This window comes from Thermosipho atlanticus DSM 15807 (assembly GCF_900129985.1).
GTDB lineage: Bacteria > Thermotogota > Thermotogae > Thermotogales > Fervidobacteriaceae > Thermosipho_A > Thermosipho_A atlanticus.
Window position 1 is genome coordinate 91571 of the sequence record NZ_FQXN01000001.1, and the last position, 25538, is coordinate 117108.

Below are 25538 nucleotides of genomic sequence, written 5' to 3' on the forward strand. Positions count from 1 at the left end.
GGTGGAAAAAGTGGATATAGTGAAATTGAATGACTTAAATATAATAATTGGTAAAACAAATGATATTAGAAAAAGGATAGTTGAAAAAGTTATTAATGGAGAAAAAACATTTGTAGTTACTCTTAATGCTTCGATCTTGCTCAGAACTTTAAGAGATGCTTATTACAGAAAAATTGTTAATCACGCGAATTTTATAATACCTGATGGTTCAGGTATAGTTTGGGCCTTAAAAAGAAACAGGAATTTGTATACAGAAAGAGTAACGGGAATAGATACTATGATGTATCTATGTACCATCTCTAAAAAGTACAATTGGAAAGTTTATCTTTTGGGTTCTCAACCAATTGTTGTTGAAGAAGCGGCAAAAAAATTGAAAAAACAAGGGGTAAATGTGGTAGGATTTCATCATGGATACTTTAGAGAAGAGAAAATTCCTAATGAAGAAATTGAAAAATTAAAACCAGATCTATTGTTTGTAGGAATGGGAGTCCCAAAACAAGAAAAATGGATTTACGAAAACTTTAACTTGCCATTTAAATTGGCCATGGGTGTTGGTGGAAGTTTTGATGTAATTTCAGGCAGGAAGAAAAGGGCTCCAATTATTTTTCAAAATTTACGTCTTGAGTGGTTCTACAGATGGTTACAATCTCCGATAAAAAAAAGGCATGTGCCACTTGAGATAATAAAATATTATTTTTTGGTAATTAGTGGGAAAATAAAATGACGAAAGATGAAATTATCAAAAATTATGTTTTAGAGATTATTAATGCACCTTTTAATTTGACAGCATTTAAAGATTTTGAGTTAGCTTATAATTTTCTTGCCATCGATAGTTTAAAACCTCTCAAAAAAGAAGAAATAGGTGAAAATTTTTTAGATGTAGGAACTGGTGGAGGAGTTCCAGGGGTTTTTATTAATATATTTTATGATGTTGAAGGGACTTTGATAGATTCGTCACTGAAGAAAATAAATTATGTGAAGACGATTTGTGAAAAGTTAGGTTTGAATAAATTAAAATTTGTTCATGGAAGAATTGAAGAACAGAGTACTTTTAAAGAAAAATTTGATTCAGTTTTTTCTAGAGCGGTTGCAGAACTAAGAGTTGTTTTGGAACTTACAGTTCCATTTGCAAAAAAGCATGGAAAAATCTTTTTGTACAAAGGAATTAATTACAAACAGGAATTAGAAAATGCAAAAAAAGCGATAGAAATATTGAAATTAAAATTAATAGACATAAGAGAATATAATATACTTGAGAAAAAAAGATATTTATTAGTTTTCGAAAAACAAGACATAACTCCCCCGAAATACCCCAGGAGATATTCGAAAATATCCAAATTTCCTTTATGAAAGGAGAATGACATTGCAAGATACAATTGCTGCGATTTCCACACCTAAAGGGACTGGAGCAATAGCAGTAATTAGGATAGATGGAGAAAAAAGTCATGAGATCGCAAAGAAGCTTACTAAGTTAGATAAAATTGAATATCGAAGGGTTTATTACACAACTTTATGGTATAACAACGAAATACTTGACGATGTTAATATAGTATTTTATAAAACACCAAATTCTTATACAGGTAATGATCTTGTTGAGATTTATTGTCATGGTGGGATTTTAATTACTCACAAAGTTTTAGATGTTATTTTGAATAGTGGGGCAAGATTGGCCGAACGAGGAGAATTTACAAAACGAGCTTTTTTGAATGGAAAACTTTCTTTAATACAGGCAGAGGCAATATATCAAATTATAGAAGCAAAAAGTGAACTTTCATTAAAAATTTCTCTTGAAAATTTAAAAGGAAGGCTTGGAGAAGAAATAAAATCATACAGAGAAAAATTAATGAGAATATTAGCAGAAATAGAAGTTTCAATTGATTATCCTGATGATATCGATAGTGATATTGACATGATTTTAAAAGGGTTAAATGAAATATATGAAACAATTAAGGAGAAGGTTGAAAAAAGTAAAAAAGGCTTGCATTTAAGTTCGGGAATTATTTTGACTATAGTAGGTAAACCAAATTCTGGAAAATCTACTTTACTTAATAGATTATTATATGAAGATAGAGCTATTGTAACTGATGTACCCGGTACAACAAGAGATGTAATAAAAGGAGAGATAGATATAAAAGGGGTACATTTCATAATAGCTGATACTGCCGGGATTAGAAAAACTGATGATATGATTGAAAAAATTGGTATTGAAAGAAGTTTAAAGGAAATAAAAAAATCCGATTTAATATTGTTTGTTTTAGATGCTTCAACAGGCTTTACAAATGAAGATGAATATATTTATGAAAAAATCAAAGATTACAATTTTATCCCTGTATGGAATAAATGCGATTTAGGAAAGAAAATTGAAAGATTTCAAAAAGAGTCTGTGCAAATTAGTGCACTTTCAGGCGAAGGATTGAGAAATTTAGAAGATAAAATTTTAGATAAGGTGAAAAATATAATAGAAAATGGAGAGTCTTCTCATGTAACTACGCAACGACAATTAGAAATTCTAGAAAGAGTAAAAATGTATATAAAAAGTGCATTAGATAATTTTGATTTTGGATATGAACTTGATATAATATCAATTGACATAAGAAAAGCTTTGGAAGAATTAGATTTATTGTCAGGGAAAAAGTTTAGTGAAGATTTATTAGATACCATTTTTTCAAATTTTTGTGTTGGCAAATAAAAAAAAACACGGGCCTTTTTATGGCCCGCATAAAGCTGTGGGGGGTGTATCTCAAGGGGGATAGGGGGTTTCTCTTTCATAATGTTAACAGAATTTATGTTACAATGTTAGTCTTTCGAAAGTTTCTATTATGAACCATTTTTGTTAAGATAACTTTACTTACATAATATTTCAATTTTTGAAATTTTGTTTTCTGTTTTTCTATAGTATTTGACTTGATATTTTTAAAAAGGTTCAAAAAAAATGTGTTTTTTAGACTTTTTATCTACTACCAGTTTGTTTTGAAGTTAAATTTTTGAACTATCTAACAGGTTCTTGGTAATTCCTAGTTTTATATAAACCCTCCGGGTCCAATAAACCCATGTACAAACCTTTTACCTCCAAATAAAGTAGATTTTATATTTTCAAAGATTTTAATTGAATACTTAAACCTTTCATTAAATGCTACTATACGCCATATATAAACCATTAATTTTTCTCCTAATTCTAACTCTATAAATTGCTCCGAAAAATGAAATAGCAGCATGTTCATATCCGAGCAATTTTATAAAGAAGAATCTTTCTCCTGCAAAAAACTTTTTAAACCACCAAATTTTGTATTAATATCTATAGAATCTTGAGTAGTTATAAACAAAATAAATTGTACTAGCAAAAGTTCATTGTTCTCATTGATTTCTATATCTCCTGAGAGTTTGGGGCAAAGGAAATTTCAGGATTTATTTTTGCTGTATAGCTATTTAGAAGGAAATTTTCTCTTTTAAAAAACACGTTTAAATGCTTTCAAAAGACCTCTGGTTTATGTAGTTACCTCTATATTGCCTTTCATTGAAACCATGGTACCCGGTTCTGATATAATTATTTTCCCTAATTCCATTTTAATTTGCAAAATGCTATAAAAGCCTTTGAAATGGAGCTTGAAATTCATGTTTTTACCTCTTTTTGGCTATTTTAACATGTTTTAAAGTAGAAATGTAAAAATTAATAATGATGTTGAAGATGTAGTTATTTATATACAATTTTTTAATTTGTTTAACATTGTATTATGTTAAAATAAAATTGTAAAGAAAGTTTATGGAATAAAGAGGTGAGGCTTTTGAAACGGCTGGCAATTATTTTAATTTTGACATTTATCTTAATTGTTATTTTTGATTTATATTTTAATATTTCTTGGGATTTTAAAAGAGAATTTGTATATGTTATCCCTAATGAACTAACAATAGAATACGATTCTTGGAAAGAATTGAAAGATTTTTTCGATGAGATTGGTTATAACTCACTGGAAGATCTTTCGAATATAAATATAATAGTTAAAAGATTTCCTGAAGATTTTAATGAAGCACCTACAAACGTGAGAAAAGAATTGTTTTTGAAAATTTTAGTTCCAATAATTAGAAAAGTTAATAGTGAAATAATGAGCGAAAGAAAGGAAATTTTAAAGGCTATAAAGCAAAAAAATTCTAAAGTTCTAATGGAATATATGAAGAAATATGATGCTCAAAGTATTGATGATTTGTTACTGAAAGTTGATATTATACCTGAAGATCTAGCTATTGCTCAAGCTGCAATTGAATCAGCTTGGGGGACAAGTAGATTTGCTCAAGAAGCTAATAATATTTTTGGTGAATGGACGTTTTCTCCAGGAACTGGCATAGTGCCGAAAAATAGGCCTTTAGGTGCAACTTACGAAATAGAAATTTTTGATGATCTTTTAGATTCAATGAGAAGTTATGCTTTGAATTTGAATAAATTGCCTTTTTATGAAGATTTTAGATTAATTAGAGCTGGCAAGAAAAAAGGCCATCCTGCTGATGGCCTTCTGCGTTATTCAGAATTGGGAGAAGAGTATGTAAAAATTGTAAAAATAGTGATGGAGCATCTTCCAGAATTATAATAATATTATTTTTTTTCTTTCTTTTACATCTTTAAGGACGTTTTTAGTATCAAATATGAAAGGAACATTCTTGAGTATCTTTTCGTAATTTACTCCTACTGTGTGTCCTGCAGTAATAATTGCCCCATCCATGTTTTTTAGGATTTCATCATTTAATTCAATAGAAGTATATGTTTTTCCATTATGTTCAAATTGGGGTATAAAAGGATCAAAATAATATATTTCAGCTTTTTTCTTTTCCAATATTTCTATTACTTTTAATGCAGGACTTTCTCTAAGATCATCGATATTTCCTTTATATGCAATACCTAAAACTAGAATTTTTGCCCCATTAAGTGGTTTTTTATAATCATTTAAAATATCTCCTAATCTTTGTACAACGTAATAGGGCATGTCATCAGCAATTTGACCTGCAACTTCAACCAACATGAGGTGTAGATCAAATTCTTTAGCTTTAAAGGCCAGATAAAATGGATCTATTGGAATACAATGACCTCCTATTCCAGGACCAGGGTAAAATGGCATATATCCAAATGGTTTAGTTGAAGCTGCTTCAATTACTTCCCAAATATTTACATTCATTTTTTCAGCAACTTTTGTCATTTCCTGAACAAGTGCTATATTAACTAGCCTAAAAGTATTTTCTAAAATTTTTGACATTTCGGCAGTTTTGGGAGAGCTTACAGGAAAGACAGGTGCCTCTAGAACATTTTCATATAGGGCTCTAGCATGTAGGGTACATTTTTGAGTAACGCCTCCAACTACTTTAGGAGTATTTCTAGTTTTGAACCTGTTGTTTCCTGGATCAACTCTTTCTGGGCTGAAAGCAAGGTAAAAATCTTTACCGACTTTCAAACCAGATTTAAGAAGTATAGGTAATACAATTTCTTCTGTTGTTCCTGGATAAGTTGTACTTTCAAGAATAATAAGTTGTTCTTTTCTAAGCCTTTTAGCAATGTCTTCTGAAGTTTGAATTATATAACTTAAATCTGGTTGTTTAAATTTGTCCAGTGGAGTAGGAACGCAAATGCTGATAACATCACAATCGCTGAGTTTATCAAAATTTGTAGTTGCAGTGATTAAACCTTTATTTACAAGTTCTCTTAATTCTTCATCGTCAACATCACCAATATAATTGATACCTTTATTGATAAGATCAACTCTTTTTTGTTGAATATCAAATCCAATGACTTTATATCCTGCTCTAGCTTTTTCAACTGCTAAAGGAAGCCCAACATAACCTAATCCCATAACTCCTACAATAGCAGTTTTTTCTTGTATTTTGTTGTACAATGCATTCACCATTTCAATCCCTCCTGGTTGTTTATTCATTCACTGACTGAATAAATTATACCACAAATTTTTAAGTTTGGTTTTGTTCCAAGTATTTGAACAATTTTTTGCGATGTTTTTAACACAACAGTTAACAATTAAATCAAATTGTAAACACGGAAAATAAGATTAAATTGCTTTAAGGTCTAATATTTGAAAATATTACAAAAAATCTTTTGTTTACACTTGACAGTTCATGTTAATTATTGTAAAATAATCGTAATTACTTCTTTAAGAGGAGGGGATACTATGAAAAAACTTATTATTTCGCTGCTCGTTTTATTTATTGTTGTTTCAGGTTTTTCAACGATAAAGATCGGTGCTGTTTTACCTGTGACAGGAGGTATTTCTGCATTTGGACAATTGGTTTGGGAAGGCGTTCAACTTGCACATGAACAAATTTCAAGTGTACTTGGTGAGGAGATTCAATTAGTTTTAGTAGATAACAGAAGTGAAAAAACCGAAGCAGCAAATGCTGTTTCGAGGGCAATAGACAGAGAACATGTTGTGGCAATTATTGGAGAAGTTGCAAGTTCTCATTCTCTTGCTGGTGGTCAGATAGCCGAAGATAAAAAAGTACCGATGATATCACCTTCTTCCACAAATCCATTAGTTACAGAGGGGAAAAAATTTGTATCTAGAGTTTGTTTTACTGATCCATTCCAAGGAGGAGCTTTGGCTGTTTTCTCTTATGAAAAACTTGGTGTAAGAAAAGTAGCGGTTTTTGTTGATTTTGAACAAGATTATAGTGTTGGACTTTCAAATTTCTTTATTGAAACTTTTACAAAATTAGGCGGTCAAGTGAAAAAAATATTCTATAAAACTGGTGATCAAGAATTCAGTGCACAAATCACACAAGCACTTTCTTATGGTGCAGATGCAATTCTTGTAACAGGTTATTATCCAGAGATTGCTTTAGTTGCTCAGCAAGCAAAAATGTTGGGATTTTCTGGGAAAATTTTAGCAGGTGATGGAGCGGATGCTCCTGAATTAGTTCAAATTGGTGGAGAAGCTGTAGAGGGAATATACTTCACTACCCATTTCCATCCTGATGCTAAAGTAACTGATAAGTCTAAAGAATTTGTGGACCTTTTTGTTAAGAAATATGGAAAGAAACCTTCAACTTTGGCTGCACTTGGTTACGATGCATATATGATACTGGTTGATGCTATTAAGAGAGCTGGTAAGGCAGATCCTGTATTAATAGCTCAAGAAATTAGAAAAACAAAAAATTTTGAAGGGGTAACTGGTATTATAACGATCGATGAACATGGGAATGCATTAAAATCAGTCATTGTTGATGTTGTGAAAAATGGAAACTTTGAATTTGAAACGGTTATTAATCCTGATCAATTTGTGGATAAGTAATAAATTTCTAGAACCCCATGGCTTTGCCCATGGGGTTTTTGTGCAATTGGAGGTGAAAACAGTGAATTTAAATCCAGTTTTAATAATACAGAATATATTCAACGGTTTAATGGTGGGTGGGTTATATGCTTTGATAGCTGTAGGTTACACGATGGTCTATGGGATATTAAGATTAATTAATTTTGCTCATGGAGATATTATGACCATGGGAATTTATTTTGCATTCTATGCGGTTGTTTTAATGAAAATGCCTTTTTTTGTTGGAGTAATTTTTTCAGTGTTTGCGACTGCATTATTAGGTTTTTTAATTGATAGAATTGCATATAAGCCATTGAGAAATGCTCCGAGAATTTCTGCCTTGATAACAGCAATAGGTATGTCGTTTTTCCTAGAAAGCTTTGCTGTTGTTTTTTTCGGTTCAAACTATAAATCATTCATGAAAGTATTAGGTAAAAATTCAAGTGTTATTTTTAAAACCTATAAAGTTGGGAAAATAATAATTCCTCAGATAAGTTTCATAGTGATTGGAATTACTATATTAGCATTGTTGATACTTTTTTATATTGTTTATAAAACGAAAATAGGAATGGCAATGAGAGCAATATCTACTGATATTCCTACAACAGCTTTAATGGGAATAAATGTCGATATGGTTATTGGTTTTACTTTTGCTTTAGGTTCAGCATTAGCTGCAATAGCTGGAATAATGTGGGCGATGAGATATCCAAACTTTTACCCTTATACTGGATTTAATCCTGGATTGAAAGCATTCATTGCTGCAGTTTTTGGAGGAATAGGATCTTTGCAAGGAGCAGTTTTAGGTGGATTTTTATTAGGGTTAATTGAAGTAATGCTTATAACGCTGTTTCCTTCAGTTATGCAGTACAAAGATGCTTTTGCATTTTTAATTTTAATCGTGATTTTAGTTATTAAACCTTCTGGACTATTAGGAAAACGTTCAATAGTAAAGGTCTAAGGGTGGTGGTAAATATGGAAAAGTTATCTCCTAAAACTACGGCAATATTAACAATATTAACAATTTTAGTTTTTATGTTTTTGCTATTAATTGCTACGAAAACATTGGATAGTTATAGATTGAGAATAATAAATTTAATGGCGATTTATGCTATTATGGCTGTTAGTTTGAATTTAATAAATGGTATAACTGGAATTTTATCGCTAGGTCATTCCGGATTTATTCTAATTGGTGCTTATACATCTGCGCTTTTAACTTTAACTCCGGAACAAAAGTTAATTTCGTTTATAATTGAACCAGTTAATCCATTGATTCAAAATTTGCATACAAACTTTTTTATAGCGACTTTAGCTGGTGGTGTGGTAGCAGCAATATTTGCATTTTTTATAGGTTGGCCAGTATTGAAATTATCAGGAGATTATTTAGCTATAGCCTCTTTAGGGTTTGCTGAAGTTATAAGAATAATAGCATTAAATGCCCAAAGTGTAACTAATGGTGCATTAGGATTAAAAGGCATACCTGAATACACTAATACATGGTGGGCTTGGGGTTGGTTGCTGATCACAGTGGTTTTTATTGTGAGTTTGGTGAAAAGTTCATACGGAAGGGCTTTGCTTGCCATAAGAGAAGATAGAGTTGCGGCTGAGGCAATGGGTATAAATGTATTCAAGCATGAACTTATGAGTTTTATTATAGGTGCATTTTTTGCTGGGATTTCTGGCGCTTTATATGCACACTGGCTAACAACAATTGATCCGAAAATTACTACCTTAGGCCCTATTTTGACTTTTTATATATTAATTATGATAGTTTTAGGTGGATTAGGTAGTATAACAGGTTCTGTAGTTGGTGGAGTAATGTTTGCTTTACTTATGGAATGGTTAAGAAATTTAGAAGATCCATTTACACTTTTTGGTTTAAGTTTTCCAAATGGCATTAAAGGATTGAGACTTTTAGTGATTTCGACAATTTTTATTTTAACAATGATTTTCTGGAATAGGGGAATTTTTGGGAGAAATGAGCTGACTTGGAATTCTATATATAGGTTTTTCAAAAAGAGAGGTGTCAAAAAATGAATGTGCCTTTTGAAAAACAAGGAGTTATTTTACATATTAATCATGTTACCATGGCTTTTGGAGGGTTAGTTGCAGTAAATGATTTTGAGAATAAGATAATGAAAAATGAATTAGTAGGGTTAATAGGACCGAATGGAGCAGGTAAAACTACTGTTTTTAATGTTATTACGGGAATTTATTACCCTACAAAAGGTAAGGTTATTTTTGATGGGATAGATATAACACCTTTAAAACCTTATCAAATCACACATTTAGGAATTGCTAGAACGTTTCAAAATATCAGATTGTTTTCTGATTTGAGTGTTCTTGATAATGTTTTGGTTGCTCAACATCACGCACTAGATAACAGAAGTGTTGATAGAATATTAAGAACTCATCAAAAAGAAGGAAAAGTAAAAGGGAAAGCTTGGTTTTGGAGAGCAGTGACAAAGTTAGGTTATATGAAAAAAGAAAGTGAAATGAAGGGAGCTGCATATGAGTTATTGAAAAAAATAGGGTTGCAAAAATTTGAACAAGAAAAAGCTAGTTCTTTACCTTATGGTCAGCAAAGAAAATTAGAAATTGCTAGAGCTTTAGCAACGAAGCCCAAATTACTTCTTTTGGATGAACCAGCTGCAGGAATGAATCCAAAAGAATCTGAAGAATTAATGGATTTCATTAAATACATTAGAGATGAATTTGACCTAACTATTCTATTAATTGAGCATGATATGAAGGTTGTAATGGGAATATGTGAAAGAATAGTTGTAATGGACTATGGTTCTATAATAGCAGAAGGCACTTCGGAAGAAATAAGGACAAATAAAAAAGTAATTGAAGCTTATTTGGGTAAGGAGTGGGAACATGCTCAGTGATATTGTTCTTGATATTCAAGATTTGCACGTCTACTATGGTTCTATTCATGCTGTAAAAGGAATTAATGTTAAAGTTCAACGTGGAAAAATTGTAACGTTGATAGGAGCTAATGGTGCCGGTAAAACAACTACGCTTTCGTGTGTAGCGGGGTTAATTAAGTCAAAAAGAGGACATATTAAATTTAATGGGAAGGATATAACTAATAAACCGCCTCATATAATTAATTTAACTGGTATTGCTTTAGTACCAGAAGGAAGGAGAATTTTTCCAAATTTAACTGTATATGAAAATTTAATAATGGGAGCATATAAAAGAAATGACAAAGAAAATATCAAAAGAGATTTAGAATGGATTTTTTCTTTGTTTCCAAGATTAAAAGAAAGATTATCGCAGTTAGGTGGGACACTTTCGGGTGGGGAACAGCAAATGCTAGCGATTAGTAGAGCATTAATGTCAAGACCTCAATTAATTATGATGGATGAACCATCATTGGGACTTGCTCCTGTACTTGTTGAAGAAGTTTTTAACGTCATTAAAAAAATCAATTCAGAAGGTACCACCGTTTTATTAGTTGAACAAAATGCTGTAGGAGCGTTAGCAATTTCAGACTATGGATATGTTTTAGAAACTGGTAAAATAGTATTAGAAGGTCCAGGAAAAGAACTTTTAAAAGACGAAGAAGTAAAAAAAGCTTATTTAGGTATTTAAAATTGAGGTGGGCTGAGGTTGGGAAGATTACTATTTGTTGTTATCATTTGTTTAATATTAACCGGGGTTGTATTCTCATTTAATCTTGTTGAGGAAAGTTTAAGTGATTTAAAATCACTTAAACCGACGATTTATCAATTAACTTTTTTGCCCTTATTTTTAATTGATAGAGAAATTCAAAATATGTTTAGTAGTAAGTACGAGATATATATTGTAGATTTTATTAATAAAATGGATGTAAAAGATTTTGTTATTTTAACTTCAGTTTTATCATTCATTACGTATTTTAATGATCCTTATCTTTCTTTTACAATTCTTGAGAGTGTAACTGTAAATTCTTTTATTACATATGGACTGAAATTTTTTATTGGAAGAGCTAGACCGACCTATTCTGATTCTCCCTTTTTATTTAAACCTTTTAGTTTGGAAAATGAATTTAATTCTTTGCCATCAGGTCATAGTTCCTTTGCTTGGGCTTTGTTTACACCGATTGCTGAAAAGTATGGTAAAATTTTTTACATGATTCCCGTTATATTTTCTATTTCAAGAGTTATTGGTGATTATCATTGGTTTAGCGATGTAGTAGCTGGAGCAATAATTGGTTATACAATAGGAAAAGTATTTTTTCAAGAAAAAAGCGTGCCCTGAGGCACGCTTTTTAATTTAAACTTGTATTTGATTTATAAAACAGCTTTTCCAGTTTCTTTGTCAAAGATATGCATTGCGTTCATATCAAATACTACATCAATTATTTGTTCTTCTTTTGCTTGAGTTTTTGGATCAACAACTGCTACGAATTTATCATTTCCAGCAATCAAATGTAAAATTGTTTCACTACCAAGTGGTTCTACAACGTCGACCTGTGCTGAAGCAGTGTTTTCTCCTTCGGAAGGAGCCATTGCAAACATTTTATCGTAAATGTTTTCAGGTCTAATACCAAAAATAACTTCTTTATCTATATATTGTTCGAGAAGTTCTTCGAATTGTTTTGGAATCTTGAGTTTTAAACCATCAGATTTAATCCACAAGCCATTATCTTTAATAATTTTTGAGTCAATAAAGTTCATTGCGGGACTTCCAATAAATCCTGCGACGAATGTGTTAGCAGGCTTATTATAAATTTCATTAGGAGTTCCGACTTGTTGAATTACTCCATCTTTCATAACAATAATTTTATCTGCCATAGTCATAGCTTCAATTTGATCATGCGTAACATACACGATGGTTGCTTCTAATCTATGATGAAGCTTTTTTAGCTCTGAACGCATTTGGACCCTTAGTTTAGCGTCTAAGTTGGAGAGAGGTTCGTCAAATAAAAATACTTTTGGATTTCTAACTATAGCTCTTCCGACAGCAACCCTTTGTCTTTGACCACCAGACAGTTGTCTTGGTTTTCTATCAAGAAGTTCTTCTATACCTAATATTTTGGCAGCCTCTTTTACTCTTTTTTCAATTTCATTTTTTGGAAACTTTCTAAGTTTTAAACCGAAAGCCATGTTGTCATAGACAGTCATATGAGGATAAAGAGCATAGTTCTGGAAAACCATGGCAATATCTCTATCTTTGGGTTCAACATCATTCATAACTTTTCCATCAATCTTTAATGTACCTCTTGTGATTTCTTCAAGACCAGCAATCATACGTAATGTTGTAGTTTTACCACATCCAGATGGTCCGAGAAGAACAACAAATTCTTTATCTTCGATTGTAAATGTTGCATCTTTAACGGCTTCAACTTTTCCTTCATAAATTTTCCATACGTGTTCAAGTTCAACTTTTGCCATACCAGCACCTCCTGATATTTAATCTTCATTGATATCTTCGAAGAGATCATTGATGTTTAATTTTCCAAACAGTGAAGGATCTCCTATTTCCAGCAGATATAAATCCCAGACTTTATCTATAAAATTTATAATTTTTAGGTATTTTTCATAGTTTAAAATTACAGAAGTGGGATGCCCATTTTTGGTGATTATAACATCATTCCGTATAGAATCTTCGATCACTTTTGAAAATTTTGCTTTTGCTTCCGCCAAACTATAAAATAAATGTTTTTGATTAGGCAAGTCAATCCCTCCTGACTACAATTATAGTCAAAATTTTTCTAAAATAGCCACAAAACATTAACTGTTACTTTTTAGAAACACTCAATTAACATTGCTGGAGTAGAATTTGACTGAATGGTCAATAAAAATGGAGGTGTAAGTATGGCTGTTGGAGGAGTAAAAGGAATAATTTATAGGCAAGCTGGGAAGATAGTTAATAGTGTAATAAGAAAAGCGGATACGAAGACTTTTGCCAAGCTTCTTTTTACTGTTGCTGCTTTAAGTAAAGAACCTGCGAAGAGTGGGTTGAAAAAAATAGGATTAATGGCTGAAGAAGAACACCCAATGATTAAAAAGTGGATTGAAATTTTTCGAAATTCAAGTCCAAAATGTACGGAAAAAATTATTAATAATCTTATTATTAATGAATTTGCAATTGGTGAACCTATGAGGCAAAAAATTATGGAAAGGGAGAAAGTTGTTTTACCTAAGTTAGGAGTTATAAGTCCTACGTATGCATGTAATATTGAATGTATTGGCTGTTATGCAGGACTTTATGGTAGAAAATATGAACTTTCCAAAGATGAGGTAAGAAGTGTTTTAAAGCAAGGGGAAGAACTAGGAATTTATTTTTGGGTGATTACTGGTGGTGAACCATTCTATTGGCCGCACATTTTTGAAATTCTTGAAGAATTTGATCAACACTATTTTATGATTTATTCTAATGGAATTTTAATTACTGAAGAAAGAGCTAAAAAGCTTGCTGAATTAGGTAATGCTACAATAGCTATATCAGTTGAAGGTTTTGAGGAACAAACGGATTGGAGAAGGGGGAAAGGAGTTTATAAAGCTATTCTAAATGCGTGGGAAAGATTAAGAAGATATGGTGTACCATTTGGTGCAAGTGTGACTGCTACAAAAGTTAATCACGATACTATAATGAAAGATGAATTTTGGGATTTCTTAGAGCAAAATGGAGTAGGTTATGTCTGGATTTACCAATTTATGCCAGTAGGAATCAATCCGACAATGGATCTTGTGCCAAGTCCAAAACAAAGGTATGAAAGATTCTTTAAAACTGATGAAATGAGACTTAGTGGTCGGTTTGCATTTGTGGCAGATTTCTGGAATCATGGATTTTTAACCCATGGTTGTCTTTCAGCTGGTTCAAAGTATTTCCATGTTAATGCTAAAGGTTATGTTGAACCATGTGTGTTCCAGCAATTTGCAAAAGATAGCATAAGAGAAAAGACTTTGTTAGAAATCTTTAAATCACCATTCTTTGAAGCTTACAAAAAGATGATTCCATTTTCAAATAATTTGTTCAGACCATGTCCAATAATTGATAATCCAAAGGTATTTAGAGCTATGGTTAAACATTTTGATGCAATTCCACAACATGAAGGTTCAGAAAGAGTTATTAATGAATTGGCACCTGAGCTTGATAAATTAGCCGAAGAGTGGAAGCAATATGCTGACAAACTTTGGTACGAGCATGGCTATGTTGAAAGGTATCCTGTAAATAGAGGAATTTATAACTACGAAACAAGGATGAAGAGGTATGCAAACAAAGAAGAAGCATTAAAAGTTGATAAAAAGTTAAATATCTAATACCACAGGCTTTAAGCCTGTGGTTTTTGAGGTGTTAGATTTGGGAAGAAAGATTAATTTAACAAAACAAAGAATTTTAGAAGCAGCTAAATTGGCTTTTTCTAAAAAAGGATATGAGGGTGTTAGCATAGATGAAATAGCACAATTAGCGAATGTGCGAAAATCTTTGATTTATTATTATTTCCCTTCTAAAGAAGTTTTATTTGAAGAAGTATGGGTAAATTCAATTAATGAGCTTGAGAATGAATTGTTCGGTGAAAATGAGAATGAATCAAATTATGCAGTGAAAATAAAAAATTTTTTGAGAAGATATATAGATTTTTTAACCAGTAAAAAAGCTATTTCTGAGTTAATAAGGCGTGAGAAAACAAATATTTTAGATCATGAAACATGGAAAAATGCAAAAAAAAGATATGAAAGTTTTTTAAGTAAAATTGAGGAGATGATTTCAGAGGGAAAGAAAAAAAAGTATGTAAATGAAAATATTGAACCAGAAGTGGCAACTGAAATGATTGCAAGTGTTGATTCTGTGCCAAGGAAAACTTTACTTAGGCAAATTGAAAAGATGTTGGTGAATGTTTTATTAAAGGAAAGATAAAAAATTGATGAAATGATTTATATTAATAAGTTAAAAAATTGATTAACTTGGCTTTTGTAGAGCCAAGTTTTTTTATTTTTTGCTTTTCTGGTTAATTTTAAGTATAAATTTATTACAAATGTTAAAGAATCATTGTGTAAAAAATTATACGAAGTGGTATAATAAAATTGATGATTTTAAAACAATCCAGAACGATGTTTTTTTTACATCTTAGCAATTTCAGGATTTTGACAATGGTTAAAAAACTTCAAGGGGGCGATAACATTGAGTGAATCATTGGAAGAAAAGGTTAAACGTTATGAAAAGTTAATTAATGAGATGGTAAATGTATCAGAAAAATATTTAGGAAGTTTTTCTGTTAGACTTTTATTTGAAAGAATTATATGGGAGCTTTCAATGGAATATAAGGAAATGGAAATGATTCATTATGGAGAAAATGGTGTGGTATTAGAGGGAATAATGGATAGTTTAAAATTAAATACAGATATTCCTATAGATGATATGTTTGGTGCTCTAATTTCAAAGTATGTTGAAATTCTTGCTAAACTTATTGGTCGAGAAAGTGTAGAAAAAATAAAGAAGATGATTGAGATTCCTTTGGATTTAGAGGGAGGGAATAAGGAATGACAAAACTAGAAACAGGAATAAGAAATCTTGACAAAATTCTATATGGTGGTATACCTTTATATTCGTTTAATATTATAGCAGGCCCTCCCGGTAGTGGCAAGACAATATTTGCTCAAAATATAATTTTGAATAATGTAAGAAAAGGGTTGAAAAGTATATATTTAACTACAATCTCTGAGTCTCAATTTAAGATGGTAAGACATTTAAAGGAATTTGAGTTTTTTTCAGATGAATTTTTGAATGAAAAATTTATTTATGGTGATTTGGGAAATGTTATACGAAAACGGGGAATTGAAAAAATCATAGAGTATTTTACAGAATTAATTAAGAAATATAAACCTAATATACTGGTAATTGATAGTTTTAAAGCTATAAGAGATTTTTTCCTGATGAAAGTACTTTCAGAGTTTTTGTATATGAACTTGCAGCTACTTTGTCAATATGGGAAGTAACCGTTTTTCTAATTGGGGAGTATGAAGAAAAAGAACTGACTTTTTTGAGTGAATTTGCAGTTGCCGATGGGATTTTTTACCTTTACGGGCAACAGGAAAAGAGATTTCAAAAAAGATATTTACGAATATTGAAAATGAGAGGTACTGATTTTGAACATGGTGAACATTTGTTTCAGATAACATCATCTGGAATTGAAGTGTATCCACGGATAAAGCCGCAAGGTAAAGAACTTCAATATGAAGTGAGACAATTAAGAAAGGGATTTGGAATTTCTGAACTTGATGAAATGCTTGATGGGGGTTTAAAAGAAGGAACTATTACGTTACTTTCAGGCGCTACTGGTACAGGTAAAACTGTTTTTTCATTGAAATTTTTACTTGAGGGAGTTAAGAATGGAGAAAATGGATTGTTTATTACTTTTGAAGAACCGGTTGCTCAGATTATAGATAATGCTAAAAGTATGGGGTGGAATATAGAAAAATATATAAAAGAAGGCACATTAAGTATTAAATTTATTTCTCCTATGGAACTTGATGTTGATAAACATGCGTATGAAATATTGGATTTAATAGAAACAAATAATGTGAAAAGGTTTGTTCTTGACAGTATATCATCATTTGAAAAAAGTGTATTTGATGAAAAGAAGTACAAAGATTATTTATAGGCAATATCTCAATTTGTTAAGAGAAGATTTGTAACTGCGATTTTTACAGTATTGAACGAAAACATCTTTTCACCACTTGTTGTAACTAAACATCAAATTTCACTAATATCAGATAATATAATAATTTTACGTTATGTTGAAAACGGTGCAAAGCTTCAAAAAATGATTGGGATTCTCAAAGCACGAGGTAACAATCACAGTAGAGAACTTAGACAATATGAAATTACTCCAAATGGAATAAAAATCTTAGGAAAATTAGATAAAGAAAACATGTTGAAATGAGGTGTATTTAATGTCTACGAATCTTTCATTGGTTGTTTCAATGAAGTATTGGCAGGATTTTCAAGATTCGCTTGCCAGAGTTATAGATTCTAATATTTATGTTTTCAATTCAAATGGTGGGCTTTTTTCGAAATTTAGTAAGAGTTTCGAAATATGCCGGCAGGTAAATAAAGAATGTCGACTTTGTAATGAGAAGTGCTTATATTTTTATAAAAAAATATTTAATTCTTTAGAACGTAAAGGAGTTTTTACATGTCCTTTTGGTATTAAACTATACGTTTATCGTTTAGGAACTTATGAGCAAAAAATAGGATATCTCATTATTGCTCCAACAAAGAAAATTGAAACTGAGAGTGAAGAAGAAAGAGCTTTTCTTGCAAAGGCATACAATGTATATCAAACAATTGAAGAAGTTCTCAAATCAATACTTGAAAAAAATCTATTAGGGTTTCGGAATCTTGAATTAAATAGTATTTATGAAATTAGTCGTCTTTTGACATCAATAACGGAATTAGATAAGGCTATGGAACTTATAACAAATTCTTTGGTTATAATATATAATGCTAATTTAGGATTTATTGGTTTGCGTGAAGGTGATAAAATCAAAATAGCACAGTCTAAAGGTGAATTAAAAGAGGATTTAATTGGAAAAGAATGGATGATGTCTCATCCAATAATGACTAAAGTTTTTTCAAAAGTTGAGCCAACTTTTTTAACAACAGAGGAATTAACGAGTTTGGATGGATTTTCTGGTTTAGAAATTAATTCTAAAAGTAAAGCAATAATCTACCCTTTGTGGACTTCTGTAGGCGCTGTTGGATTATTAGGTATCGTATTTCCATCAGATATAATGGATGCTAATGGAATTAGGAATCTTTTCATATATGCTAATTTTACAGCAGTAGCTTTAGCTAATGCGAAACTTGTGAGTAGGTTGGAAAAAGAAGCAGAAACAGATTTTCTAACAGGTTTTTTCAACAAACGAGCAATTCGGAATATGCTTATTGTTGAACTTGAAAAGTCAATCAGATATAAAATTCCATTGGCAGTTATTTTTTTGGATATTGATGATTTTAAAGCCTATAATGATACTTTTGGGCATTTACGTGGAGATTTGGTGTTGCAAAAGGTGGCAGAGCTAATAAAAAAATCTATTAGAGCTGTAGATATCGTTGGACGTTATGATGGAGAAGAGTTTGTAGTTCTTCTACCTGGAACAAATAAAGAAGGAGCTATTAAGGTTGCGGAGAGAATACGAAAATCTATTGAAAATTATTCTTTTCCAAACCGTAAAATTACGGTGAGTTTAGGAGTAACTCTAGCTAAAAACGGAGATTCAGTATATTCTTTAATTGAAAGAGCTGATAAAGCTTTATATCAAGCGAAAAAACAAGGTAAAAATCGTGTTTATTTTCAAGAACTGTAAATTGATTTGATTGAATGAAGAGATTATTTTAATTGGTTAGGAGGACGAAAAAATTGGCAAATATAGATGATAAAGATGTGATGTCTGAAGACGAGAAAGAGTCAAAACTTTTGAATGCTCTTCATAAAACTCTCGATCTTGCGTTTGATAAAGCCCAAGAAGAAAATGCATTAATGTTGAAAAAACTTATTGAAATAACACAAATAATATCTTCTAATTTGAAGTTAAAAGGAATTATAAAAGCAACATTGAAAAGACTCAATAAAATAATAGAAGGGGAGTATTTTGCAATATGGCTTTTTGATGAAACAGGTAAGAAAATTATATTAAAAGCATATTTGGAAAAAAATGATGGGTTAAAAGTTAATTTTGAAGATCGCATTGAAATAGAAAATACAGTTATTAATGAATTTGTAGATGAAAATGTATTGGTTTTATCAAAAGATACTAAAGATTATAAATATTTCAAAAATTTAATAAATTTTATGAAAGAGAATATTCAATCAATTTTACTAATTCCTATTCAAGGATTGGGAAATATTTATGGGATATTAATAGTTTGTACACATTATCCCATGGATCATCGGAGTAATGAAATTGGTTATTTGTCTATTATTGCTAATCAAGTGGGACTCTCATTGGAAAATGCTCAGTTATATAAATCATTACAAAATTATTTTTATAACGTTGTAAATGCACTAGTTGCTGCTTTGGAGGCAAAAGATAAATATACTCAAGGCCATTCTCTGAGAGTAGCTCAATGGTCAAAAATAGTTGCAAGAGAATTAGACTTATCTGAAAACGAACAAAAAAAGATTTATATAGCAGGGCTGTTACATGATATTGGAAAAGTTGGAGTGGAGGAATATATATTATTAAAAAAAGCCCCTCTAACTTCTCAAGAGATCGAGAAAATTCGAGAGCATCCTGTACTAGGAGTAAAAATATTAGAACCTGCCAATGTTCCGAAAGAGATAATTAAAGCAGTTCTTTATCACCATGAAAATTATGATGGTAGTGGTTATCCTGAAGGGATTTCAGGTGAAAAGATTCCAGTTTTAGCTCGAATTATTAGAGTGGTAGATTCGTATGATGCAATGATTTCTGATAGACCATATCGTAAGGCATTTTCTAAAGAGTGGGCGATTGAGGAATTGAAAAGATGTTCAGGAAAGCAATTTGATCCTAGTATTGTTGACATAGTCGTAAGACTTATCAAGCGTGGTATATTTGATAATATAGTAATTGAGAATTAATTAAAAGAAGGAAACGGATATTTGTCTTTACATAAAAAATTTATATGGTATAATAACAATGATAAAATAATAAAAATTTGTGAGGTGAGGAAAGTGAAAAAGGGAATTCACCCAGAGATGAAGCTTATTACTGTAAAATGTGCTTGTGGCACTGAGCATAAGTTTTATAGTACTAGAGAAAACGTAAGGATTGATGTTTGCTCGAGCTGTCATCCATTTTACAAAGGTAGTAGAGGAGCTGGAGCATTTGTAGATACGGAAGGAAGAATTGAGAAATTCAAAAAGAAATATAATTTAGATTAATAATGTTGCCGGGGGCATTTGCTCCCGTAAATTATTTTTAAATCCATAGGGAGGTTTTGTGTGTATGGAAGTTGGGCAAGTAGTAAAAGGAAAAGTAGTGGAGATACTCAAGTTTGGAGCAAATGTTGAACTAGAGAACGGAGAAAAAGCTTTCGTCCATATTTCTAAGATTGCATCTACGTATGTTAAATCCGTAAGTGATCATTTGAAAGTTGGTCAAGAGATTGAAGGAAAAATATTAGGTAAAACTAAGGATGGAAAGTGGGAAATTTCTTTAAAGTTAAAGGAAGGAAAAGGAACATCTAGAAGTGACCAACAAACAAGTTCGGATTTTGAAAGGAAATTGGCAAAGTTTATGAAAGATAGTGATAGAAAGCATTCGGAATATCGTAAAAGACTTGATAAAAAAAGAGGAAAAAAGAATAGAAGGTAAATAGATAGGGCGGGGAAACCCGCCCTATTTTAATTTACCTTATCAGTTTTTTAGATTTTTTCTTTTTTTTGTTTTCTATTTTTTTACAAATATTTGCAGGACAAGCTTTATTTTCGATATGCGTAAGAAATTCATCCTTGAAATTATTGATCAACGAGAGTAAAGGTACAGGGAAGCTTTGTCCAAGACCGCATAGTGCAGCGCTTTTAGCAAGATTCGCTATTTCAATTAATTTGTCTAAATCTTCTTTTGTTGCTTCAAAATGGCTCATTTTTTTAAGAATATTAACTGCCAACTTTGTACCTTCACGACATGGTGTACATTTTCCACAGGATTCGTGGCTGAAGAATTCCATAACGTTTAACGCAATATCAACTACGCAATGATTATTGTTAACACCGAGAATTACACCTGATCCAAGACTTACACCGTAGTTTTTAAAAGAGTCATAGTCAAGTGGTGTATCATATTTATCTTCACCAATAAATGTGCCAGCAATTCCTCCTGTCTGGATCATTTTGAGTTTATTGCTTCCAGCTACTCCGCCAGAAAGTGCAATTAATTCTCTAACTTTCACTCCCATTGGTAATTCTACAATTCCCCTGTTTGAAAGATTTCCAGCAAAACAAAAGACTTTAGTACCTGGAGAATTTTCTGTTCCAATTGATTTGAACCATTGAGCACCATTAAGTATTATTGAAGGAACATTTGCAAGTGTTTCTACATTGTTGATAACAGTCGGTTTTCCAAACAAACCGCTTTGTGGAGGATATGGAGGCTTTAGTCTTGCTCTTCCAGCTTTTCCTTCAATTGATTCCAAAAGGGCAGTTTCTTCACCGCAAATGTAGGCTCCTGCTCCTAGTCTAATAAATAAATCAAAATCAAAATTAGAATTTAAAATATTTTTTCCTAAGAAACCATATTCATATGCATCTTTTATTGCTTTTCTCAAATTTTCAATAGAACCATAATATTCCCCTCTAATATATATATATCCTTTAGTTGCTCCTACAGCATAGCCGGCAATGACCATTGCTTCAATTACGCTGTGTGGGTCACCTTCCATAATCAACCTATCCTTGTAAGTTCCTGGCTCACCTTCATCTGCATTACAAACGATAAACTTTTGATCAGCACTTGTTTTATAAGCAAATTCCCATTTTAATCCTGTGGGGAATCCAGCTCCTCCTCTTCCTCTTAATCCACTGTTTTTAATTTCGTCAATAATTTCTTCAGGTTTCATTTTCAATGCTTTTGCTAAAGCAAAATATCCATTATTTGCAATATATTCATCAATGTTTTTAGGATCTATTTTTCCAATGTTGCGGGTTACTATTTTATACTCATTTGGTAGTTCCTTTGTTTCTGTACTGATTAATTGTTCTTTGCTAATTTCTAAATCTAAGACTTTTCTACCTTTTAAGATGTGTTCTTCAAAAATCTTTAGTACGTTATCTTTATTTTTGACATTATAAAAGACACCATCAGGCATAATGCCAATGGTAACCCCGTTATAACTTCCCATCGTACCGGTTTCTAAAACATCGACAATTTTATCTAAATTGTGTTCTTTTACAAGTTCGACAAGTTGCTTGTAAAATTCTTTGGCACCCAGAAGTACACTATTACTATCTACAGAAACTAGAACAGTTATTGGCTTCATTTCTGTTCACCCCCTTTAAGATTTCTAATTATTTCTCTTACTTTTTCGGGGGTGAGATCACCATAATATTCTTGATTAATCATTATTACAGGTGAAACCCCACAAAGTCCTAAACATCCGGATTCTTCGAGTGTAAACAAACCGTCTTCTGTTGTTTGGTTAAAGTCAATTTTTAATTCATCCTTTAATGCTTGTATAATTTCCTTTCCGTTTACTACATGGCACGGGAGACTTGTACACACTCTTATAACATATTTTCCCCTAGGTTTAGTGGAAAACATAGTATAAAAAGTTAAAACTTCATATACTTTTGAAATTGGAATATTTAATTCTTCGCTGACTATTTGGGCAGCGTGTTCTGGAATGTAGCTTTTTTCAATTTTATCTTGAATTTTGTGAAGAGTATAGATTAAAATATCCTGTTCTTCAAGTGTTTCATTTTTAGCTTCTTTTACGATGTTCCTAATTTCTTCAGTTGTAATCATACTGCGACCCCCTCACCTTTTAATCTAGTGCTGGTGTTACTTTACTAATAGCATCAAATCTACACACTTCTATACAACTGCCACATTTAACACATGTGTCTTGATCAATTTCGTGAACTTTTCTAACTTCACCACTAATACAATTTACTGGACAAACTCTTGCACATGCAGTACATCCAACACATTTTTCAGGATCAATTACGTAACTTATTAATTCTTTACATTTTTTTGCTGGACAAGATTTATCTTTTACATGAGCTATATATTCATCTTTATAATATCTTAATGTTGATAATACTGGGTTTGGTGCAGTTTGACCTAGACCGCATAAAGAAGAATCTTTAATGACATTTCCAAGATTTTCGAGAATCTCAATATCTTCCTCTGTTCCTTCACCTCTTGTTATTCTATCTAAAATTTCATACATCAATTTTGTCCCCTCACGACAAGGAGTACATTTTCCACAGGATTCGTCGACGGTAAACTCTAAGAAAAACTTTGCGACATCAACCATACAATCATCTTCATCAAGTACAATCATGCCTCCAGAACCAACGATAGCACCTAATTGATTCAGGGATTCGTAGTCAACAGGAGTATCGAAGTATTTTTCGGGAATAACTCCTCCACTTGGCCCACCAGTTTGAACAGCTTTGATTTTCTTACCTGTGGGTGAACCACCACCAATTTCATATATTAATTCTCTAATAGTAATACCCATTGGAACCTCAACAAGCCCCGTATTTTTCACTTTTCCTGCGAGTGCAAATACTTTGGTACCTGGAGATTTTTCTGTTCCCCATTGTCTGAACCATTCTGGACCGTTGTTAATTATAGGAGGGACACAGGCAAGGGTTTCAACATTATTTATATTACTGGGTTTACCCCACAATCCTTTTTGCGCTGGATAAGGAGGTTTTACTCTTGGTTGACCACGTTGGCCTTCAATTGAATTAATGAGAGCTGTTTCCTCACCACATACAAATGCGCCAGCGCCTATCCTAATTTCAATATCGAAAGAAAAACCACTATCAAGAATATTTTCACCTAAAAAACCATATTCTCGGGCTTGTTTTAATGCTTCGGTTAACCTTTCTATCGCAATTGGATATTCTGCTCTAACATATACAAATCCTTTAGTTGCTCCGATAGCATAACCTGCTATAGTCATTGCTTCGATAATTGTGTGAGGATCTCCTTCCAATATAGATCTATCCATAAAAGCTCCGGGATCGCCTTCATCGGCATTACAAATCATATATTTTTCGTCGCCTGGTGATTTTCTAGCAAATTCCCATTTCAAACCTGTTGGGAATCCAGCTCCTCCTCTTCCTCTAAGGCCACTATCTTTGATTACTTTGATTACTTCTTCAGGAGTCATTTGTTTTAAAGCTTTATGTAAAGCAAAATATCCATCTCTTGCAATATATTCGTCAATATTAAGTGGGTCAATTACCCCCAAATTCCTTGTAGCAATTTTAACTTGTTTTGAAAAAAACGGAATTTCTTTCTGAGGTTGAGGCACAATTTTTCCTTTATCTCCCTGGTAAAGATATTCTTGGACAATCCTTCCTTTAAGAAGATGTTCTTCAACAATTGTTTCAGCAGCTTCAGGTGTTAATTTTTGATAGTAAACACCTTCTGGATAAATAACCATTATTGGGCCTAGACTACAAGCACCCATACAACCTGTTTCGATAATTTTAATTGCATCTTGCAAATTATATTCTTTTAATTTTCTTTCAAGAGCTTCTTTTACACTTTCTTCACCCGAAGAAATACAAGCTCCACCTGCACAAATTAAGATTGTATTTGTAGTTAGGGGCATTCTTTTCAAACCTCCTTATTCTTCTCCTTGTTTTACAATTAAATCTCCGACAAGTTCTCCAGCAATAATGTGTTGTTTTACAATCCTTTTTGCATTATCGGGAGTAACATGACCATAAACAACAGGTGTTTCACCTTCGATTTCGATTTTTACAGTTGGTTCAACTTCACACAGTCCCATACATCCAGATTGTACGACTGAAATGTCATCAACGTTAAATTCATTTAGTGCTTCAACAATGGCATTCAACGTTTCTTTAGCGCCTGCCGCTATTCCACAGGTTCCCATTGCAACAACAATTCTTCCTCTCTTTCCAGATTCCCTCATTTTAACGTTTTTTAAGGTTTCTTCTTTTATTTTCATAAGATCTTCTAAACTTTTTATTTTAGCCATTATTCCCCCTCCTTGTATTTTTTAATAATACTTGGAACCATATCTGGAGTTACTTTTCCATAAAAATCTTTTTCCCCAATAAGAACAACAGGAGCCATACTACATGCTCCAAGACATCTTACACCATGAACTGAGAAGAGTCCATCCTTAGAAACTTCACTTTCTTTTACATCAAGTTCACTTAAGAATCTATCTAAGATTCTATCTGCACCTTTTACATAACATGCAGTACCTAAACAAATTTTTATTTGGACTTTACCTTTTGGTTTTGTTGAAAAAAAGTTGTAAAAAGTAACAACACCATAGACTGTCGAGGTTGGAATATTTAGCTTTTCAGCTATATAATCTTGAACTTCCTTAGGAAGCCAGCCGAAAAGTTCTTGGGCCTTGTGTAAGACATTTATTAGTATTCCTTTTTTTTCTTTTATACTTTCAATATAATCATCAAGCTCCTTATAGAGCTCTGCGTGTTTTTCACAAGTTTCCAACACGGTCACCTCCCAGTTTGATCTCCACTACAAAATTTATTATATCACTAAAAGTAAAAAAATTCACATATCATATGTTATTTTTTAG

The 25538-nt window shown here is 31.8% G+C and carries 27 protein-coding genes and 1 pseudogene; 19 read left to right on the plus strand and 9 right to left on the minus strand.

Going from position 1 to position 25538, the window contains the following annotated elements; translation table 11 throughout:
* The first annotated feature begins 10 nt into the window (after positions 1-10).
* Genes BUB65_RS00490 through mnmE form a run of 3 tightly spaced genes read left to right on the plus strand, consistent with a single transcriptional unit; the run spans position 11 to position 2689 of the window.
* The gene (locus tag BUB65_RS00490) at positions 11-724 is read left to right on the plus strand and encodes a WecB/TagA/CpsF family glycosyltransferase (protein ID WP_073070958.1); all 714 of its coding nucleotides are present in this window, start codon (positions 11-13) and stop codon (positions 722-724) included.
* Complete coding sequence (rsmG, locus tag BUB65_RS00495; protein WP_073070961.1) at positions 721-1350, plus strand: 16S rRNA (guanine(527)-N(7))-methyltransferase RsmG; 630 nt, start codon at positions 721-723, stop codon at positions 1348-1350. The genes BUB65_RS00490 and rsmG overlap by 4 nt, the downstream gene beginning before the upstream one ends.
* 7 nt (positions 1351-1357) lie before the next feature.
* Complete coding sequence (gene mnmE / locus BUB65_RS00500; RefSeq protein ID WP_073070963.1) at positions 1358-2689, plus strand: tRNA uridine-5-carboxymethylaminomethyl(34) synthesis GTPase MnmE; 1332 nt, start codon at positions 1358-1360, stop codon at positions 2687-2689.
* A gap of 331 nt (positions 2690-3020) precedes the next feature.
* Here mnmE and BUB65_RS08260 read toward each other — a convergent pair whose 3' ends face one another.
* Positions 3021-3221 (minus strand): AIM24 family protein, encoded by a 201-nt coding sequence (locus BUB65_RS08260; RefSeq protein ID WP_084727981.1) that lies wholly within the window; start codon positions 3219-3221, stop codon positions 3021-3023.
* A gap of 561 nt (positions 3222-3782) precedes the next feature.
* On the opposite strand from BUB65_RS08260, the gene BUB65_RS00510 reads away from it, so the two are divergent.
* Positions 3783-4580: a glucosaminidase domain-containing protein gene (locus BUB65_RS00510; protein ID WP_234946691.1), complete on the plus strand. Its 798-nt coding sequence runs from the start codon at positions 3783-3785 to the stop codon at positions 4578-4580.
* Here BUB65_RS00510 and BUB65_RS00515 read toward each other — a convergent pair.
* On the minus strand, positions 4575-5885 hold the full coding sequence (locus BUB65_RS00515; protein ID WP_073070966.1) for a nucleotide sugar dehydrogenase: 1311 nt from the start codon (positions 5883-5885) through the stop codon (positions 4575-4577). The genes BUB65_RS00510 and BUB65_RS00515 overlap by 6 nt on opposite strands.
* A 276-nt stretch (positions 5886-6161) precedes the next feature.
* Here BUB65_RS00515 and BUB65_RS00520 point away from each other — a divergent pair, with 276 nt between their 5' ends.
* The 6 genes from BUB65_RS00520 (at position 6162) to BUB65_RS00545 (ending at position 11543) form a co-directional block, all read left to right on the plus strand.
* Positions 6162-7280 (plus strand): ABC transporter substrate-binding protein, encoded by a 1119-nt coding sequence (locus BUB65_RS00520; protein ID WP_073070968.1) that lies wholly within the window; start codon positions 6162-6164, stop codon positions 7278-7280.
* A 109-nt stretch (positions 7281-7389) separates the two neighbouring features.
* On the plus strand, positions 7390-8256 hold the full coding sequence (locus BUB65_RS00525) for a branched-chain amino acid ABC transporter permease (protein WP_234946710.1): 867 nt from the start codon (positions 7390-7392) through the stop codon (positions 8254-8256).
* A gap of 14 nt (positions 8257-8270) precedes the next feature.
* Positions 8271-9332: a branched-chain amino acid ABC transporter permease gene (locus tag BUB65_RS00530; RefSeq protein WP_073070972.1), complete on the plus strand. Its 1062-nt coding sequence runs from the start codon at positions 8271-8273 to the stop codon at positions 9330-9332.
* Positions 9329-10186 carry an ABC transporter ATP-binding protein gene (locus BUB65_RS00535; RefSeq protein WP_073070974.1) on the plus strand — a complete coding sequence of 286 codons (858 nt, stop codon included), beginning with the start codon at positions 9329-9331 and terminating at the stop codon, positions 10184-10186. Before BUB65_RS00530 ends, BUB65_RS00535 begins: the two co-directional genes overlap by 4 nt.
* Complete coding sequence (locus tag BUB65_RS00540; protein WP_073070977.1) at positions 10176-10895, plus strand: ABC transporter ATP-binding protein; 720 nt, start codon at positions 10176-10178, stop codon at positions 10893-10895. The genes BUB65_RS00535 and BUB65_RS00540 overlap by 11 nt, the downstream gene beginning before the upstream one ends.
* Positions 10896-10913: 18 nt before the next feature.
* Complete coding sequence (locus BUB65_RS00545; RefSeq protein WP_073070979.1) at positions 10914-11543, plus strand: phosphatase PAP2 family protein; 630 nt, start codon at positions 10914-10916, stop codon at positions 11541-11543.
* A gap of 32 nt (positions 11544-11575) precedes the next feature.
* Here BUB65_RS00545 and BUB65_RS00550 read toward each other — a convergent pair whose 3' ends face one another.
* Positions 11576-12679, minus strand: a complete 1104-nt coding sequence (locus tag BUB65_RS00550) for an ABC transporter ATP-binding protein (protein WP_073070981.1) — start codon at positions 12677-12679, stop codon at positions 11576-11578.
* A gap of 18 nt (positions 12680-12697) precedes the next feature.
* On the minus strand, positions 12698-12961 hold the full coding sequence (locus BUB65_RS00555) for a type II toxin-antitoxin system Phd/YefM family antitoxin (protein WP_327192006.1): 264 nt from the start codon (positions 12959-12961) through the stop codon (positions 12698-12700).
* Between the two features lie 141 nt (positions 12962-13102).
* On the opposite strand from BUB65_RS00555, the gene BUB65_RS00560 reads away from it, so the two are divergent.
* The 9 genes and pseudogenes from BUB65_RS00560 to BUB65_RS00595 all read left to right on the plus strand — a co-directional run bounded on the left by BUB65_RS00560 (position 13103) and on the right by BUB65_RS00595 (position 20593).
* Entirely contained in the window at positions 13103-14551 is a 1449-nt protein-coding gene (locus BUB65_RS00560) for a radical SAM/SPASM domain-containing protein (RefSeq protein WP_073070985.1), read from the plus strand.
* A 40-nt stretch (positions 14552-14591) separates the two neighbouring features.
* Complete coding sequence (locus BUB65_RS00565; protein ID WP_073070988.1) at positions 14592-15149, plus strand: TetR/AcrR family transcriptional regulator; 558 nt, start codon at positions 14592-14594, stop codon at positions 15147-15149.
* A 264-nt stretch (positions 15150-15413) separates the two neighbouring features.
* Positions 15414-15776, plus strand: a complete 363-nt coding sequence (locus tag BUB65_RS00570; RefSeq protein ID WP_073070990.1) for a hypothetical protein — start codon at positions 15414-15416, stop codon at positions 15774-15776.
* Positions 15773-16228: an RAD55 family ATPase gene (locus tag BUB65_RS08485; RefSeq protein ID WP_200773518.1), complete on the plus strand. Its 456-nt coding sequence runs from the start codon at positions 15773-15775 to the stop codon at positions 16226-16228. The genes BUB65_RS00570 and BUB65_RS08485 overlap by 4 nt, the downstream gene beginning before the upstream one ends.
* A pseudogene (locus tag BUB65_RS08405) lies at positions 16210-17175 on the plus strand (RAD55 family ATPase). The gene BUB65_RS08485 and the pseudogene BUB65_RS08405 overlap by 19 nt, the downstream one beginning before the upstream one ends.
* A gap of 10 nt (positions 17176-17185) precedes the next feature.
* Complete coding sequence (locus tag BUB65_RS00580; RefSeq protein WP_073070992.1) at positions 17186-18601, plus strand: GGDEF domain-containing protein; 1416 nt, start codon at positions 17186-17188, stop codon at positions 18599-18601.
* Positions 18602-18654: 53 nt separating this feature from the next.
* On the plus strand, positions 18655-19857 hold the full coding sequence (locus tag BUB65_RS00585; RefSeq protein ID WP_200773520.1) for an HD domain-containing phosphohydrolase: 1203 nt from the start codon (positions 18655-18657) through the stop codon (positions 19855-19857).
* Between the two features lie 93 nt (positions 19858-19950).
* Positions 19951-20160 carry a 50S ribosomal protein L31 gene (gene rpmE, locus BUB65_RS00590; protein ID WP_073070995.1) on the plus strand — a complete coding sequence of 70 codons (210 nt, stop codon included), beginning with the start codon at positions 19951-19953 and terminating at the stop codon, positions 20158-20160.
* Between the two features lie 64 nt (positions 20161-20224).
* Entirely contained in the window at positions 20225-20593 is a 369-nt protein-coding gene (locus BUB65_RS00595) for a S1 RNA-binding domain-containing protein (RefSeq protein WP_073070998.1), read from the plus strand.
* 34 nt (positions 20594-20627) lie between these two features.
* On the opposite strand, the gene nuoF (BUB65_RS00600) is transcribed toward BUB65_RS00595, so the two are convergent.
* Genes nuoF (BUB65_RS00600) through BUB65_RS00620 form a run of 5 tightly spaced genes read right to left on the minus strand, consistent with a single transcriptional unit; the run spans position 20628 to position 25450 of the window.
* Complete coding sequence (nuoF, locus tag BUB65_RS00600; protein WP_073071000.1) at positions 20628-22256, minus strand: NADH-quinone oxidoreductase subunit NuoF; 1629 nt, start codon at positions 22254-22256, stop codon at positions 20628-20630.
* Positions 22253-22741 (minus strand): NADH-quinone oxidoreductase subunit NuoE family protein, encoded by a 489-nt coding sequence (locus BUB65_RS00605; RefSeq protein WP_073071002.1) that lies wholly within the window; start codon positions 22739-22741, stop codon positions 22253-22255. Before BUB65_RS00605 ends, nuoF (BUB65_RS00600) begins: the two co-directional genes overlap by 4 nt.
* A gap of 19 nt (positions 22742-22760) precedes the next feature.
* Entirely contained in the window at positions 22761-24569 is a 1809-nt protein-coding gene (nuoF, locus tag BUB65_RS00610) for an NADH-quinone oxidoreductase subunit NuoF (protein ID WP_073071004.1), read from the minus strand.
* A 15-nt stretch (positions 24570-24584) separates the two neighbouring features.
* A complete protein-coding gene (locus BUB65_RS00615; protein WP_073071006.1) occupies positions 24585-24962 on the minus strand; it encodes a (2Fe-2S) ferredoxin domain-containing protein in 378 nt (125 codons plus the stop codon).
* Positions 24962-25450 carry an NADH-quinone oxidoreductase subunit NuoE family protein gene (locus tag BUB65_RS00620; protein WP_073071008.1) on the minus strand — a complete coding sequence of 163 codons (489 nt, stop codon included), beginning with the start codon at positions 25448-25450 and terminating at the stop codon, positions 24962-24964. Before BUB65_RS00620 ends, BUB65_RS00615 begins: the two co-directional genes overlap by 1 nt.
* Between the last annotated feature and the right edge of the window lie 88 nt (positions 25451-25538).